The organism is Martinezella rhizogenes (assembly GCF_007002745.1).
In the GTDB taxonomy this organism is placed as follows: domain Bacteria; phylum Pseudomonadota; class Alphaproteobacteria; order Rhizobiales; family Rhizobiaceae; genus Agrobacterium; species Agrobacterium cucumeris.
This window is the reverse complement of record NZ_SGNY01000005.1, coordinates 244,268-259,529: the sequence shown is the minus strand read 5'-3', so window position 1 is coordinate 259,529 and position 15,262 is coordinate 244,268. Positions and strand designations below refer to the sequence as shown.

The following is a 15,262-nucleotide window of genomic DNA, read 5'->3' as shown; positions in this document are numbered from 1 at the left end:
GAACTCACCTCAGTTTCGGATTGAGCGCATCGCGCAGCCAGTCACCCAGAAGGTTGACGGTAACGACGAGCAGACAGAGCTGGAAAACGGGAAACAATACGATCCACCACGAACCCGAGAACAGGAATTGGTTGCCGATGCGGATCAGCGTTCCGAGCGAAGGCTGGCTGGGCGGCATGCCGATGCCGAGGAAGGACAGCGTCGCTTCGGTGAGGATCGCCATGCCGAAATTGAGCGTGGCGGCAACCATGATCGGTGTGAGCGTATTGGGCAGAATATGGTTGGCCATGATGCGACGGGCGGGAACGCCGATGAGTTTGGCCGCCTGCACATAATCCTTGCCGGTTTCGACGATGGCCTGCGCGCGCACGGTGCGCGCATATTGCACCCAGGCGGAAAGGGCGATGGCGAAAATGAGCACGGCGGATGCCCCCACCTCGCGCAGACTGTCCGGCAACATCTGCCGTACCACCGTCGAGACGAGGATGGCCACCAGAATTGTCGGGATGGAGAGTGTGATATCGCCGATCCGCATCAGGAGATTATCGGCAAAGCCGCCGAAATAACCCGCGACCAGTCCGGCCGTCATGCCGATGACCAGCGACAGCGCCACGGAAGCGACACCGATGACGATCGATATGCGGGTGCCGTAAAGAATGGCGGAGAGCATGTCCCGCCCCTGCGTGTCGGTGCCGAGCAGATAGGGCCATTCGCCGCCCTCCTGCCACACCGGTGGCAACTCGGCCTTCCACATGTCCAGTGAAGCGCCGTCATAGGGGTTTTGCGGCGCGATCAGCGGCGCGAATATGGCAGCGAGGATCAGGATCGAGAGGACCAGCGCACTGATCTTCGCCGATTTGCTGCGGCTGAAAGACCAGTAGAGATCGCTGTCGCGCATGCGGCTGAAAAGCGACCGGCGGGCGGGTTTTGCCATTTGTGGAAGGTCTGTCATGAAACCGGCTCCCTTCGGTTAACGCGCGGTGCGCAGACGCGGATCGATCACCGCATATGCAATGTCGACGAACGTGTTGAGAACAACGAAGATGAAGGAAATGATGCAGAGATAGGCCGCCATGACGGGGATATCGAGAAACGTCACCGCCTGTATGAACAGCATGCCCATGCCCGGCCACTGGAACACCGTTTCCGTGATCAGCGCAAAGGCGATGAGCGAGCCGACATTCATCGTCGTCAGCGTCACGACAGGCATGAGACAGTTGCGAAGCGCATGGCGGAAATAGATACGCCAGCGGGGAATGCCGCGGGCCCGCGCAAACTTCACGAAATCGGAGCGCAGCACTTCCAGCATCTCGGCGCGAACCAGACGCATGACGAGCGTGATCTGATAAAGTGAAAGCGCAATGGCCGGCAAAATGATGGCCGCACGCCCGGAGGACGTCAGCAACCCGGTGGACCACCAGCCGATCTGCACGACATCTCCGCGACCGAAGGCCGGCGCCCAGCCAAGCGACACCGAAAAGACGAGAATGAGCAGAATGCCGACCACGAAACTCGGCAGGGAGACGCCGACGATCGACAGGAACTGCAGGCCCTCCGTATACCACTTGCCGCGCCTGATTGCCGTCAGCACCCCAAGCGGCAGACCGACGACCAGCGACAGGACGGTGGCGACAAGAACAAGCTCCAGCGTTGCCGGAAACCTCTCCGCTATCAGCGGCAACACCTGCTGGCCGTTGCGATAGGAAACGCCGAAATTGCCCTCTGCCGCATCTTTCACGAACCGAAAATATTGCGTCGGCAGGCTGTCATTGAGGCCGAGGCGCTCACGCAGGGCCGCCCGATCCTCCTGCGAGGTCTGTTCGCCGACCATCAGCTCAACGGGATCACCCGCGAGCCGGAAAATCAGAAATGCGATAAGCGCGACGGAAAGCATGACGAGCACGGCATTTCCCAAACGCTTGATGATGAAAACCAGCATGGTTACCTCTCGGATGCGAACCCGCGCCACAAGGCGTGCCAGGTTCGACCATTCTCTTCCAGAGACAGGGTAGAGCTTTCGCAACGATGCGACGATGCCTCGCGCCTGAACCCGTCACATTGTCGACAATTGCACCGGCGAAGGATCGCGTTTCGGCCATCACTTCCGTGAGCATCACGGTTTCAACGGCTGAGGCGAACTGTGCCGGAAAGGCTGGAAAGGCGTTCGGCGACAGGCCGACGCCCTTCCAGCGTTCTGCATTATTTGTCGAGCTGTGTCAGCCAGTGACGCGGCTTGTTATCGGCACGGAAGTCGACGCTCTTGACCTTTCCGAGCATGGCCCATGCAATGGGCTGCTGATGCAGCGGGACAAGCATGGTTTCATCCTTGGCGATTTTCAACGCGGCTTCTTCAAGCGCCAGACGTTTGGTGTTGTCCTGTTCCTGCGCTGCCTGATCGACCAGCTTGTCGATCTCGGGGTTCGACCAGCCGCCATAATTGGAGACGCCCATCGCACCCTTGCGGGTCGACAGGATCTGCGACAGGAACGAGAAGGCATCGAGCGTCGGCTCGTTCGCCCAGCTGAGGTTGAAGACATCGGCCTTGCCGCCATTGCGCTTGGGCGACTGTACGGAGCGCGGTGCAATGTCGATCGTCGGCTGGAAACCGCCGCGCTTCAGCATGTTGGCAACGCCGGAGCAGATATCTTCCTCGTTGATGCTTTCATCATTCATGCAGGTATAGGTGAAAGCGAGGTTCTTCATGCCCGCATCGGCAAGCAGCTTCTGCGCTTTTGCCGGATCGGCGGGCTCATAGGTATCGAGCGACTTGGCATAACCGGCAATTTCAGGCGCGATAAGCGAGCCTGAAGGTCTTGCAAGGCCGCGCATGACCTTCTTGTTGATGAGATCGCGATCAAGCGACGCCTCGAATGCCTGACGCACACGCAGATCATTAAACGGGTTGGGCTTACCGTCTTCCAGCTTTTCACGACGGTTGAAACCGATGAACAGCGTGCGCAGTTCGGTGCGCTTCTTCACCGTGATATTGGCTGAGGATTCAAGCCGCGGCAGATCCTGGATCGGCGCGGAATCGATCAGGTCGATTTCGCCGGAAAGCAGCGCTGCAACACGTGTCGCGGCAGAGGCGATCGGCACGAATTCGATACGGTCGAGATTGTGCTTTTTCTGGTCCCACCAGCCGTCATTGGCAACAAGAACCGTCTTGCTATCGGGCACGCGGCTTTCGAGCTTGAACGGCCCGGTGCCATTGGTGTGCATCGTCGTATAACCGTCGACCTTGGAGGCGAAGTCGGTCGGCTTCTCGCTATTGTTATCTTTCAACCACTTGGCGTTGAAAATGAAGATATTGGTGATGTCGTTCAGGAAAAGCGAGGTCGGTGCGGTGACGTCGAGATCAACAGTGTAATCATCGACCTTCTTCACGCCGGCAAAGACCGGAATATTGCCACGCAATGGCGAGGTGGCATCTGAAGCGCGCGTGAAGGAAGCGACCACATCATCAGCGGTGAAATCCGAGCCGTCATGGAACTTCACACCCTTGCGCAGGGTGAAGCGCCAGGTCTTTCCATCAACGAGTTTCCACTCCGTCGCCAGCGCTGGCTCGATCTTGAAGTCCGGTCCGTAACGGACAAGCCCTTCATAGATGTGATTGAGGAAAGCAAGGTTGGAGGTGGAAGGCACCGAATATGGATCGAGAGAATAAAGATCGGCGCGGCTACCCCAGCGCAGGGTCTCTGCGCTTGCGGGAACGGCAATGGCGGCGGCGGCCACGGCGGCCAGGACAAAACTTCTAATTCGGGACATTTGATCCCCCCTTTTTATAGGTCGTTGGAAAGCCGGCTGGCGGCTGAGCAAGCGGAGTATTGTTTTGCTGCGGCTTATTGTCAATAATATTGTTGACAATTATCGTATTCAAAATTGCGAATTTCTGGATACCGACTGCAAACATATGGGAGAAGGCGAATGGGAAATTATCTGCTGCTGCATGGCACGATCGTCACCGTGGATCGGGAAAGACGGATTATCGAGGATGGCGGCCTTGCCATTCAGGATGATCGTATCGTTGATATCGGCACGGCCGGGGAGCTTGCGTCACTTCACCCCGACAAGCAGATCATCGACTGCCGGGGCAAACTCATCATTCCTGGCCTGATCGATGCACACGGCCATGCCGGGCATGCGCTCATCCGCAGCATTGCCGCCGATACCAATGCCATGTGGATGAAGGTGGTGACACCGACCTATTATCATTATGTCACCCGCGATTACTGGTACGCCGACGGCCTGGTCTCCGGCATCGAACGGTTACGCGCCGGCGTGACGACCGGCGCCAGCATCATCACCTCGATGCCGCGCGCCGACGATCCCGTCTTCGCCATCAACCATGCACGCGCCTATGAGGAAATCGGCCTTCGCGAAATCATCTGTGTCGGCCCATCCGGCCTGCCATGGCCGCATCCGGTCACCCGTTGGGAGCGCGGTTCGCCGGAGCGCCGCCATATCAGCTTCGAAGAGATGATCGAAGGCAGTGAGGCAACCATCGATGCCCTGCACGGCACGGCGGATGGCCGCATCAGCGTCTTCCTCACACCTTTCACCATCGTTCCGTCAGTGGAACCCTCCAATGCCTCAACACCCGATCAGGCGGTGAAACTGACGGAAAATGACCGGATGCAGGCGCGCCGGATCCGCGAAACGGCACGAAAAACCGGCGTCAGACTGCATTCGGACGCCTTTGCCGGACAGATCCGCATGGCGTATCAGGACAAGGAAAATGCGCTGCTTGGCCCTGATATCCATCTCCAGCATTGCTGGGGCATCTCGCATGACGAGATCGACATTCTGGCCGAAACAGGAACTCGGGTTACCCACGCCCCGCCCGGCCGGGCGACGCCGATCATGGAAATGATGTCGAAAGGCATTCGTGTTGCCATCACCACCGACGGCGCGGCCCCCAGCCGGCATTTCGACATGTTGCAGACGGCGCGTCTGGCGCAATTCACTCAACATCTGCTGCACAACCATGATCGTTACCTGCTGCCGCCCGGCAAGATATTCGAAATGATCACCATCGACGCCGCCCATGCCATCGGTATGGAGGACGACATCGGCTCGCTGGAAATCGGCAAAAAGGCCGACGTCGTCGTTATCGACATGCGCAAACCGCATCTGATGCCGATGTGGATGCCGGTGCACCGGCTGGTGCATCAGGTGTTGGGCAGCGATGTCGATACCGTCTTCGTGGATGGCAGGATGTTGATGGAAAACGGCCGGGTTCTGACAACCGACGTTGATGCAGCACTTGACTTCGGCCAGCAAGAAGCACTGGCGCTCGCCGCCCGCGCCGGTCTTGAAGCGCATATGCACGATCCGGGTTGGGGTCGCCTGTTGCGGACCTTTGAAGAGCCAGTCCACCCTCCTCGGCCACCGGAGCCGGCTGCCCACGGGCAACAGGGCGTTACTGACCAAGAAGAGGGTATTGGGCCGGAATTCTTGCGATAGCGGAAGTGAATTGCCGGAGACCTCGTACGGAAACAAAAACTCCCCGGCCTGGAGGGGTCCGGGGAGCAAACCTGACATCATGTCAGGAACTTTGACTGGAGCTAGTGACTCACCCGTTCGGAAACGGGGTGGATCTGAGTTGTCTAACCCGGTTTAGGCTTTTTGGTTATGCGAGTTATTAGAACGAACGCTGCAGACGAAGGAAGCCGGTCCAAGCCTCAGGCTGGTTGTCGACATCGAGATAGTTTGCAGTGAGCTTTGCGTTGAAACCGTCGGTGATCTTGTAATCAACCGTCACACCGGCCTTCCAAGCATCGACGTCCTTGAATTCGTCCCAGGAAGCGAGGCCGTAACCACCGAAGAACTGAGCGCCGGGGGTGATCTTAAGCTTGTCGGTTGCCTTGATGGCGTATTCTGCGGCAACTGCCCACTCGGAAACATTGTAATAAGCATTTGCGCCGGATGCCCAAACACCGGCCAGACCAAGCGTGCCCGGGCCAACATCGGCAGTCGCCATCAAGCGTACCGCACCGTTTTCACGATCGGTGTCATAGCTGCCGATGAGCTGCAGAGTTACGCTGTCGAGCTTTGCGCCTGCGCCGAGAGCAACACCGATATTGTTGTCACGCTCGTTGAAGCTCGAAACAGTGATGCCTTCGAGCTCGTCGACCGAAACACCTGCCCAGAAGGAACCGGCATCGTAGACATAGCGGAGAGAGTTGAACAGGGCGTTGGAAGACAACACGTCGGTTTCGCCGGAAAGGTCTTCGTCCCACCAGCTGTAAACCTTACCAACCGTCAAGCCGCCAAGCTGAATGAAGGCCTGGTCAACGAAAACGCCAGAACCCAGGTTACCGCTCGTACCGGCAGTCGCGCCGCCAACGCCGGAGTCAGCATTTCCACGAAGGCCGATGTAGCCACGCAGAGCGCCGAGATCAGTGTCAGTGCGGGTGTCGATGTTGAACTGGGCACGTGTTGTCGAATCCCAGTCAGACGGGCTGGCTGCATCGCGACCCACGTTGGTCTGGAAACGGATGTAACCCGAGAACTTCAGGCAGGTTTCGGTGCCGGGGATGTAGAAGAAGCCGGTGCCGAAAGCGTCGCAGACGCGAACATATTCCATGGGCTCGGGCTCGGCAGCGACGATAGCGTCAGCGGCCTGTGCGCCGGATACTGCTGCGAGAGCTGCAGCGGAGCCGATAAGAAGGCTCTTGATGTTCATTTGTAATCTCCAGTCAAAAATTTTTCAACAAATGCGCAAAACTGAGGGCTGGTCTTTCCCTGCCGCCCGCTTCCCTGCGCTGATTCAGCAAATGACAGAAAGAACAGGAGACTCGCAATTCAAATCGGCAGATTACAAATACAATAAAAGTACAGAACAATATTAAGTAGTAAAATTACAACAAATAAATACTTCAAAATATAATAATTTCATTTTATATTTTCAAATAACGGCATTCATTACTTAATATAAATAATCGATTATAATAATTTTATTGATCATAAAATATAAATACACCACGCCGCAAAGGACGAATGTCCGCCATCTTGACCCGGTACGATCACAAGGGGGTTGGGGGTTATAGAAATAAAAGGCGCGGGAATACTGTCGGAGCCCTTCCGGCCTCGCCCACATCAGGCCCGTCAAAACAGGGCCTTCATAGCCGGTTTATTGCAGATCGCCGGCAGGGCCTGTCGGGAATGTCGTCATCTTCGCCAGCATGTCTTCAATCACGTCCGCCTGAACCGGGCGGCTGAAATAATAACCCTGCCCGTAGGGACAGCCGGCCGCGCGCAGAAACGCCGCCTGCTCGCCGGTCTCCACGCCCTCGGCAATGACGTCGATATCCAGAGACCCAGCAAGCTGGATCATGATCGAGACGATGGCGCTGTCCTTGGTTTTTTCCGGCAGGTGGGTAAGAAACGAGCGGTCTATCTTCATGCAGGACAGGGGAAAGGTCTTGAGCATGCCGAGACAGGAATAACCGATGCCGAAATCGTCCAGCGCAAGGCTGACGCCCATCTGCTTGATGGCGCGCATGATCCGCACCGATGTTTCGACGTCCTGGATGATAAGCGTCTCGGTGATTTCGATTTCGAGCAGCGAAGGCGAAAGACCGCTTTCCTTCAGCGCCGACTGGATCTGCTCCACAAGCCCGCCCTGAAACTGCCGGGGCGAAATATTGACCGCCATCTTAATGGGCGACAGGCCGGCCGCGATCCAAGCCTGCGCCTGCTGGCAGGCTTTTTTCAGAATGCTTTCCCCAAGCTCCACGATGAGGCCGGTTTCTTCAGCAAGACCGATGAATTCCAATGGAGCCAGCAGACCCTCCACCGGGTGCTGCCAGCGCACCAGCGCCTCCACCCCGCTGATACGGCCGGTGAGAAGGTCAACCTGCGGCTGGAAATGCAAAACAAACTCATCCCGCTCCACCGCCTTGCGCAGCTCCTCGATGCGGGTGAACTTCTTTCTCAGATCGTCCGCCATGCGCGGCGTGAAGGTGGCAATGCCATCCCGGCCGTTATGTTTGGCCTCATACATGGCAAGATCGGCGGCAGCGACGATTTCCGCCGTGGTTTCCCCGTGTTCTGGAAAAAACGCCATGCCGATGCTGCAGGTGACCTTGATATCGTAATTGCCGATGCGCAGCGGCTGCGAAACCGCCGCCTGAATGCGCTGCAGACGGTCTTCGAAACCGAGTTTCTGCTTTTCCAGAATGACGACGAATTCGTCGCCGCCCACCCGCAGCACGAGATCGTTTCGGCTGAGGCTATGCGCGATGCGCTCAGCCGTTCTCGAAAGCAGCGCGTCGCCAACGCTGTGACCAAGCGTATCATTGATCTGCTTGAAATTATCGAGATCAAGAAAACCGATGCCGACCTGCCGTTTTGCCTTTGCCGCCACCGCCAATATTTCCGGTAGCCGCGTATCGAGAAAACGGCGATTGGGTAGCCGGGTCAGCATGTCGTGATCCGCGAGAAAAGCGATATGCGCGGCGGCCCGTTTCCGGTCGATCGCCAGTCCCGCCATGCGGGCGGCAGCCCCGATGAATTCGACCAGCGCCGCATCCGCCTGGCGGCCCGCCAGCACGCACCAGACAAAGCCATGCGCCTCGCCCTCGCTGGCGGGAATATCGAAACTGAAAGCAGTGCTGTTGGCCGGATGGGTAAGCTTCCCGGCATCGCTGACGGTGGAAATGAGCGCCGTCAGGCTCGTATGCGACACCAGCGCTGGAGAGACATAAACGGACGGTTCTCCCGCCGCCGCCTCGAACACCCTGACAGCGCAGGCAAGCCCGGTGGCAAGGTTTTCAATGGCCTTGACGAATTCCTCGAGAAAATCTTCGATCCGCGCCGCCGCGACGATCATTTCCAGGATACGCGCCTGCGCCTGAAGCAGTCTTTCCGAGGCCTTTTTCTGGGTGATATCCCTGGAAGCGCCAACCACACCGATGATCTTGCCGCTCTCATCCTTCAGCGGCACACGCGACATCATCAACCAACGGTCGATATCGCCGCGCATGGCAGGTTCCTCGTAGCCAAGATCAGGCTCTCCGGTGCGCATCACCCGCGCTTCGGTATCGGGAATGCCGGCGCGCCGCGCCGCGTCGCCGTGAATATCGTAATCGGTAAGGCCGATCAGTTCCTCGACGCTCTTAAAGCCGTTTTCCGTAACGATGGCGCGATTGGCGAAAAGAAAACGGCCCTCCAGATCCTTGGCATAGATGAAATCCGGCACATGATTGATCATCGCTTCCAGAAGCACGTGCCGGTCGGAGGGATTGGCGTTTTCAGTCGTTGCAGGAGGGGCAGATGGCATAGCGTCGCGCTTTTCTCGCGACATCCGGTTCTGCTCGGGTGTCTTCGGGCCTTTGGAACGCACCTCTCCGCCTCATCGCTTTATAAGGAAGCAGAATAGTAGGATTATACATATTATATAAATATGAACGACAGGCCGGGATTACGGGCAAATGGCTGCCTTTTGCAGGCTAAATGAGGAACAGCCAACAGCACGAATCGAAACGGCGCGGATAAAAGCCGCGCCGTCAGATTAAAGGCTTCGATAGAGGTATGTCAGACCACTGGAGTCGGCAGTTCCTTACCGGCAAAATGTGCGTCGAGATTGGCAAGAACGAGATCGGCCATGGCGCGTCGCGTCTGGTGCGTGCCGCTGCCGACATGCGGGGCAAGTGTGACATTGTCGAAGGCGAAAAGCGCTTCCGGCACACGCGGTTCATCCTCGAAGACATCAAGCGCCGCACCACCGATCGTGCCGTTTGAAAGCGCCTCGACCAGCGCCTTCTCATCCACCAGCGAACCGCGCGCCACGTTGACAAGCACACCCTGTGGCCCAAGCGCCTGCAACACACCGGCATTGACGATGTGGCGCGTTTCGGCGGTGGCAGCGGCGGCGATGATCAGCACGTCGCAATTGGCAGCCAGCGCCTCGATGCTGTCGTGGTAATCATAAGCGACATCGCGGCGGTTTCTGGCGGTATAGGAAATCCGCGCGTCAAAACCTTCGAGTCGCTTTGCGATCGCCTGACCGATGCGGCCAAGGCCGAAAATGCCATAACGACGGCCAGCCACACGGGTGGAAAGCCCCATATCGCCCTTCAGCCACTGCCCGGTGCGCACATGCTGATCTGCCTGCGGCAGCTTGCGCGCCTGCGCCAGAACCAGACCGAGCGCGAGGTCAGCGACATCCGCCGTCAACACGTCAGGCGTGTTGGAAACGCGGAAACCGCGCCGTTTGGCATCAGTGAGATCAACCTTGTCGAAACCGACGCCGTTAATGGCGACGATTTCAAGATTGGGGAGTGCAGCGCCGATATCTGCTGGCAGGCCGATATGGCCGCCGGTGACGACGCCGCGGACTGCAGCGCCCTTTTCAGCAAGGAACGCCGCCTTGTCTGCCGCTTCGAACAGGCGGTGCACGGTGAAGCGCTGCGCGAGTTCCTGTTCCAGTGCCGGGATGAGGGGGCACAGTTGCACGATTTCAGTGGTCATGGACTTTCCTTTGTGCCGGTGAACTACTTCACATCGGCCTTGACGAATTGCCGGAGTTCCGGCGTTTGCGGATTGGCGAAGAGTTCGGACGAGCGGCCCTGCTCCCAGATCTTGCCCTTGTGCATGAAGATGGTTTCGGTCGCCACGCGGCGTGCAAAAGCCATTTCGTGGGTCACGAGGATCATGGTCATGCCGCCCTTGGCGAGGTTTTCCATGACGGTCAGCACTTCCTCGGTCAGTTCAGGATCGAGCGCCGAGGTCACCTCGTCGAACAGCATCACCTTCGGCCGCATGGCAAGCGAGCGGGCAATCGCCACGCGCTGCTGCTGGCCGCCGGACAGCTGGTCGGGATAGGAATCGAATTTCTCCGACAGGCCAACGAGTTGCAGAACCTCGCGGGCGATATCCCTGGTTTCCGATTTCGCCACGTCCTTGACGATGCGCGGCGCGAGCATGATGTTTTCACCGACCGTCAGATGCGGAAAAAGATTGTAGCTCTGGAACACGATGCCGACATCGGTGCGCAGCTTGCGCAGCGCCTTGGCATCTTCGCCGATCGCATGACCGGCAATTTCGATGCGGCCCGAATTGATCTTCTCCAACCCGTTCATGCAGCGCAGCAGCGTGCTCTTGCCCGAGCCCGAGCGGCCGATGAGGGCAAAGACTTCACCGCGACCAACCGTCAGCGACACGCCTTTGAGGACTTCCAGAGCGCCAAAGCTCTTGTGAACGTTTTCAACGATTACTTCCGGCATGAAGCCTCCTTTCCAGCCAACGCGATAGCTGGGACAACGGGTAGCAGACGATGAAATAAAGCACGGCCACCGCGACGAAGACGCGGAACGGCTGGAACGTGGCATTGTTGATGAGCTGCCCCGCTCTCGCCAGTTCGACGAAACCGATGATCGATGCGATGGACGTATTCTTGACGACCTGAACGGCAAAACCGACGGTCGGCGGCAGGGAAATGCGGATCGCCTGCGGCAGGATGACGTAACGATATTGCTGGGCGCGGGTGAGCGCCAGCGATTCCGATGCTTCCCATTGCTGCTTCGGCACCGCCTGGATGCAGCCGCGCCAGATTTCAGCGAGATAACCTGACGTATAGATGGTCATCGACGCGCCGGCGGCAATCAAAGGCGGTAGTTCCAGTCCGGCAAGGCTGAGGCCATAATAGGACAGGAACAGGATCATCAGCACCGGAATGCCCTGAATGACCTGGATATAGGTGCCGGCGGCAATGCGCAGCAGCTTGTTATCCGAGGTGCGGGCAAGAGCGATGAAGAAGCCGACGATGCCACCGCCGATAAGCGCAATGATCGTCAGAAGCACGGTCCATTGCAGGGCGGTCAGCAGGAAGCCGAATTCGTTCCAGCCGAAAGTTCGAAGAGTCATGACTGCACCTCCGGCAAAGCGGTCATCGTCTTGCGGGCGACACGACGGCCAAACAGCCACATGCCGATAAGGGCAAGGATAAGCCGCAGGCTGAGCGCCAGCGCCAGATAGATGAGCGTGACGACGATATAGACCTCGAAGGAGCGATAGGTCTGCGATTCCACGAAGGCTGCGGCAGCCGCAAGCTCATGGGTGGAAATTGCCGAACATATGCTCGATGCCAGCATCATCAGCACGAACTGGCTGCAGAGCGATGGATAGACCTTGGCGATGGCCGGCACGATGATGACGTGGCGATAGATCTGGTATCTGGTGAAACCAAGCGCTTCGCCCGCCTCGATCTGCGACTTGTGCACCGCCTCGATGCCGGCGCGGATGATTTCCGTTGAATAGGCCGCGAGATTGATCGTCATGCCGATCAGCGCCGCGGTATCCGCACCGACGCGAAAGCCGAGACCCGGAAGGCCGAAATAGACGATGAAAAGCTGCACCAGGAACGGCGTGTTGCGGATCACCTCCACATAACCGTCCACGATGATGCGGACGATGCCACCCTTGATGGAGCGCAGCGAGGCCAAAAGAATGCCGAAAGCGCAGCCGAGCACGATGGAGAGGACCGACAGCTTGATCGTCAGCCATATGCCGTTCAGAATTTCATTCTGATACTGGGCGAGCGCGCCGAATTGAAAAGTATAGGACATGCGTCACTCCGTTGACATTTCCCGGTCCGCCGGAAATTTTTCTCCGGCGGACGCGTTGAAAGGCTCAATCAGAAGCTTGGCAATTGCGGCAGCGGACGACCGGTCCACTTCACCGAGATACGGTCGAGATCGCCCGACATCTTCATGAGGTAGATGGACGTGTTCAGCCACTGGCGCAGCTCGAAATCCTCAAGCTTCGTCGCCATGGAATTGCCCTGCTGGAAGAAGGTGAAACCAACCTGCAGACCGGCTTCCGGGCGCTGTTTGATGATCGCTTCGCCAACCGTGGACGGCAGGGCGACAGCATCGACCTGGCCGGCAAGCAGTGCCTGGGCGCTGGTGGAATCGTCTTCGTAAACGACGATTTCGAGACCTTCGACATTGGCCTTGCGCAGCGCGGTTTCCTGCGAGGAGCCGCGATTGACCGAAACGCGCTTGCCCTTGAGGCTGTCGAGATTTTCGAACTTCTGGTCCTTGCCCGAGATGATGTCCATGTTGAAGGCGCTGTAAGGCTGCGTGAACATCACGGTCTTGGCGCGTTCGCCAGTCGGTGCAAGCGTTGCGACAAGGAAGTCGACCTTGCCGGTCTGAAGGGCTGGAATGCGCGCAGGCGGCGTCAGCGGCACAAGCTCAACCGGCAGCGACAGATAGGTGCCGATGAGGTTGGCGACATCCACATCATAACCGGAAGGATTGCCCTTCTCATCCACCATGCCCATCGGCGGAGCGCCGGTCAGAACACCGATCTTGACCTTGCCGCGCGCCGTGATCTCGCTGAGCGAGACAGCATGGGCGGATGTGCTGGCGGCGAGCGTTGCTGCGGCAACACCGACGGCAACGGTCACGTTCTTCAGAAATCTTGAAATGCTCATGGTTTCTCCTCCAACCTTTTAAGTGGCTGCCCAAAGCGGAACAGCGATCTTGCACAAAGCGAAAAATGTTCTCGATAACATTTCACCGCGATTGACAAAAAACTCCTCCCAAGAAACCGCGAAAGCCCAAAACCATGTGAATTTTCCTTAAAATTCAACAATTTCGACTGGTTATCGATTTTCCTCTTGTCGACACCGTTTCACGTTCTTGGCAGGATCAATAATGCATGTTATCGGTATCATTGCAAGTCCGATCTACAGAACTGTTGCATCGGGCATTCATTCGGGAGGAAACCATGTATACACGCTCGGCAATTTTCGAAGGCAGGATCCACGCGGGCCGGGAGGAGGAGTTTTTCCGCATCGTCGAGGAAAAACTGCTGCCGGTCTGGAAACGCATGCCGAATGCGCAGGCCGTGCGGGTGATGCGCACCGAGCGCACCGACCCGGACGCAGCCTCAATCATCATGGTACAGGAAATCGACTATCCTTCGATGGAAGCCGTGGAGGAAGCGCTGGTCTCGCCGGTCCGGCTGGAAGGCCGGGTACTGACGGATGAGATGATGAGCATGTGCGACGGACGTTTTTACCATCTGGTCTATAGCCGCGTCGCATAAATCCGGTGCACGCCGTATTGATCCGCAATCATACGGCGTGCTTTCCCTTGATATCTTCGTGTATGTCTTGTCCTGAAACGGTTCGAATTTAGGGAGACATGCTTTGGTGGAGCGCACGCCCTTGGCTGCAGCGTTAGTCACGTCAAAAAAAGCAACCATGAGCGACGTCTCGAAACTCGCGGGCGTCTCCAAGATGACCGTTTCGCGGGTGCTGGCCGATCCTGCCCTGGTGTCAGAAGAGACACGCCAGAAGGTAATGAAGGCCATCGAGAAGCTTGGCTATGTGCCGGATCGAATCGCCGGTTCGCTCTCTTCCCGGCGCACCAATTTCATCACCGCCATCCTGCCGACGCTCACCAACTCCAACTTCGCCGACAGCGCGCAGGGGCTGGCCAAGGCGCTGCGTGCGGCCGATTACCAGTTGCTGATCGGTTATACGATGTATGACCTGCAGGAAGAAGAGCGCGTCATCCGCACCATGATGGAGCGCCGTCCCGATGCCATCGTCGTCGCCGGCACGGTGCATACCAAGATGGCGAGCGAAGTTCTGATGCGCGCCGGCATTCCGATCGTGGAAATCTGGGACGTTCCGGAGCACCCGATCGACCACGCGGTTGGCTTCTCCAACTACGAAGTGGGAAGAAACGCCGCCAAATATCTGATATCGCTTGGTCTAAAGCGTATTGGCGCACTCGGATCCCGGGCTGACGGCGCCGTGAACGACTGGCGCGGCGAAAGCCGCCTTGTCGGGTTTGCGGCAGCGTTGCGCGAAGCCGGCATTTCCGACGATCTCATCATCCGCGAAGGCAGCGCGCCAGTCTCCTATGATCACGGGGCAAAGACGCTCGGCTCCCTGCTCGCGAAGGCGCCCGATGTCGAAGGCATTTTCGCCGTCTCCGATATTTCCGCCGTCGGCGCGCTGATGGAATGTCACCGCCGCGGCATTGCCGTGCCCGATCAGGTGTCCATCCTCGGTTTTGGCGATTTCGATATCAGCCGCCAATGTTATCCGGCGATTTCAACGATCCGGGTCGACGCCCAGATGATCGGCCGCAGGGCGGGCGAATTGCTGCTTTCGATATTGGAGCCGGAAAAGGATGCCGCTGTTCCCGAAGGCGCGCGGGTGGATGTCGGGTTCGAGCTGATCGTGCGGGAAACGACGAAGCGGTTGAGCCGGTGAGGCTTTAGCCCTGTTGGAACGAGC

Annotated in this window: 13 protein-coding genes; 3 read left to right on the top strand and 10 right to left on the bottom strand. The window is 58.0% G+C overall.

The window, feature by feature from the left end; all coding sequences use genetic code 11:
- Positions 1-4: 4 nt before the first annotated feature.
- The 3 genes from EXN68_RS16890 to EXN68_RS16880 form a co-directional block, all read right to left on the bottom strand.
- On the bottom strand, positions 5-952 hold the full coding sequence (locus EXN68_RS16890) for an ABC transporter permease (RefSeq protein WP_110759555.1): 948 nt from the start codon (positions 950-952) through the stop codon (positions 5-7).
- Between the two features lie 18 nt (positions 953-970).
- Positions 971-1,939 carry an ABC transporter permease gene (locus EXN68_RS16885; RefSeq protein WP_142841969.1) on the bottom strand — a complete coding sequence of 323 codons (969 nt, stop codon included), beginning with the start codon at positions 1,937-1,939 and terminating at the stop codon, positions 971-973.
- Positions 1,940-2,199: 260 nt separating this feature from the next.
- Positions 2,200-3,765, bottom strand: a complete 1,566-nt coding sequence (locus EXN68_RS16880) for an ABC transporter substrate-binding protein (RefSeq protein ID WP_142841968.1) — start codon at positions 3,763-3,765, stop codon at positions 2,200-2,202.
- A 159-nt stretch (positions 3,766-3,924) separates the two neighbouring features.
- Between EXN68_RS16880 and EXN68_RS16875 the strand changes: the two genes are divergently transcribed.
- Complete coding sequence (locus tag EXN68_RS16875; protein ID WP_142841967.1) at positions 3,925-5,463, top strand: amidohydrolase family protein; 1,539 nt, start codon at positions 3,925-3,927, stop codon at positions 5,461-5,463.
- A 178-nt stretch (positions 5,464-5,641) separates the two neighbouring features.
- On the opposite strand, the gene EXN68_RS16870 is transcribed toward EXN68_RS16875, so the two are convergent.
- The 7 genes from EXN68_RS16870 to EXN68_RS16840 all read right to left on the bottom strand — a co-directional run bounded on the left by EXN68_RS16870 (position 5,642) and on the right by EXN68_RS16840 (position 13,441).
- Positions 5,642-6,685 carry a porin gene (locus EXN68_RS16870; RefSeq protein ID WP_142841966.1) on the bottom strand — a complete coding sequence of 348 codons (1,044 nt, stop codon included), beginning with the start codon at positions 6,683-6,685 and terminating at the stop codon, positions 5,642-5,644.
- A 447-nt stretch (positions 6,686-7,132) separates the two neighbouring features.
- Entirely contained in the window at positions 7,133-9,307 is a 2,175-nt protein-coding gene (locus tag EXN68_RS16865; RefSeq protein ID WP_142841965.1) for a putative bifunctional diguanylate cyclase/phosphodiesterase, read from the bottom strand.
- A gap of 230 nt (positions 9,308-9,537) precedes the next feature.
- Entirely contained in the window at positions 9,538-10,473 is a 936-nt protein-coding gene (locus tag EXN68_RS16860; RefSeq protein WP_142841964.1) for a 2-hydroxyacid dehydrogenase, read from the bottom strand.
- A gap of 23 nt (positions 10,474-10,496) precedes the next feature.
- Positions 10,497-11,228 carry an amino acid ABC transporter ATP-binding protein gene (locus tag EXN68_RS16855; RefSeq protein WP_065116843.1) on the bottom strand — a complete coding sequence of 244 codons (732 nt, stop codon included), beginning with the start codon at positions 11,226-11,228 and terminating at the stop codon, positions 10,497-10,499.
- Complete coding sequence (locus EXN68_RS16850; RefSeq protein ID WP_003499527.1) at positions 11,209-11,868, bottom strand: amino acid ABC transporter permease; 660 nt, start codon at positions 11,866-11,868, stop codon at positions 11,209-11,211. The genes EXN68_RS16855 and EXN68_RS16850 overlap by 20 nt, the downstream gene beginning before the upstream one ends.
- The gene (locus tag EXN68_RS16845) at positions 11,865-12,569 is read right to left on the bottom strand and encodes an amino acid ABC transporter permease (protein WP_142841963.1); all 705 of its coding nucleotides are present in this window, start codon (positions 12,567-12,569) and stop codon (positions 11,865-11,867) included. Before EXN68_RS16845 ends, EXN68_RS16850 begins: the two co-directional genes overlap by 4 nt.
- A gap of 68 nt (positions 12,570-12,637) precedes the next feature.
- Complete coding sequence (locus EXN68_RS16840) at positions 12,638-13,441, bottom strand: transporter substrate-binding domain-containing protein (RefSeq protein WP_142841962.1); 804 nt, start codon at positions 13,439-13,441, stop codon at positions 12,638-12,640.
- A gap of 296 nt (positions 13,442-13,737) precedes the next feature.
- On the opposite strand from EXN68_RS16840, the gene EXN68_RS16835 reads away from it, so the two are divergent.
- Positions 13,738-14,058, top strand: a complete 321-nt coding sequence (locus EXN68_RS16835) for a hypothetical protein (protein WP_142841961.1) — start codon at positions 13,738-13,740, stop codon at positions 14,056-14,058.
- 157 nt (positions 14,059-14,215) lie between these two features.
- Positions 14,216-15,238, top strand: coding sequence for a LacI family DNA-binding transcriptional regulator (locus tag EXN68_RS16830; protein WP_142841960.1), 1,023 nt, complete (start codon positions 14,216-14,218; stop codon positions 15,236-15,238).
- Positions 15,239-15,262 lie beyond the last annotated feature (24 nt).

Excerpts from the sequence above, each read along its gene's own strand:
- EXN68_RS16890 (WP_110759555.1), bottom strand. The coding sequence starts at position 952 with ATGACAGACCTTCCACAAATGGCAAAACCCGCCCGCCGGTCGCTTTTC.
- EXN68_RS16885 (WP_142841969.1), bottom strand. The coding sequence starts at position 1,939 with ATGCTGGTTTTCATCATCAAGCGTTTGGGAAATGCCGTGCTCGTCATG.
- EXN68_RS16880 (WP_142841968.1), bottom strand. The coding sequence starts at position 3,765 with ATGTCCCGAATTAGAAGTTTTGTCCTGGCCGCCGTGGCCGCCGCCGCC.
- EXN68_RS16875 (WP_142841967.1), top strand. The coding sequence starts at position 3,925 with ATGGGAAATTATCTGCTGCTGCATGGCACGATCGTCACCGTGGATCGG.
- EXN68_RS16870 (WP_142841966.1), bottom strand. The coding sequence starts at position 6,685 with ATGAACATCAAGAGCCTTCTTATCGGCTCCGCTGCAGCTCTCGCAGCA.
- EXN68_RS16865 (WP_142841965.1), bottom strand. The coding sequence starts at position 9,307 with ATGTCGCGAGAAAAGCGCGACGCTATGCCATCTGCCCCTCCTGCAACG.
- EXN68_RS16860 (WP_142841964.1), bottom strand. The coding sequence starts at position 10,473 with ATGACCACTGAAATCGTGCAACTGTGCCCCCTCATCCCGGCACTGGAA.
- EXN68_RS16855 (WP_065116843.1), bottom strand. The coding sequence starts at position 11,228 with ATGCCGGAAGTAATCGTTGAAAACGTTCACAAGAGCTTTGGCGCTCTG.
- EXN68_RS16850 (WP_003499527.1), bottom strand. The coding sequence starts at position 11,868 with ATGACTCTTCGAACTTTCGGCTGGAACGAATTCGGCTTCCTGCTGACC.
- EXN68_RS16845 (WP_142841963.1), bottom strand. The coding sequence starts at position 12,569 with ATGTCCTATACTTTTCAATTCGGCGCGCTCGCCCAGTATCAGAATGAA.
- EXN68_RS16840 (WP_142841962.1), bottom strand. The coding sequence starts at position 13,441 with ATGAGCATTTCAAGATTTCTGAAGAACGTGACCGTTGCCGTCGGTGTT.
- EXN68_RS16835 (WP_142841961.1), top strand. The coding sequence starts at position 13,738 with ATGTATACACGCTCGGCAATTTTCGAAGGCAGGATCCACGCGGGCCGG.
- EXN68_RS16830 (WP_142841960.1), top strand. The coding sequence starts at position 14,216 with ATGAGCGACGTCTCGAAACTCGCGGGCGTCTCCAAGATGACCGTTTCG.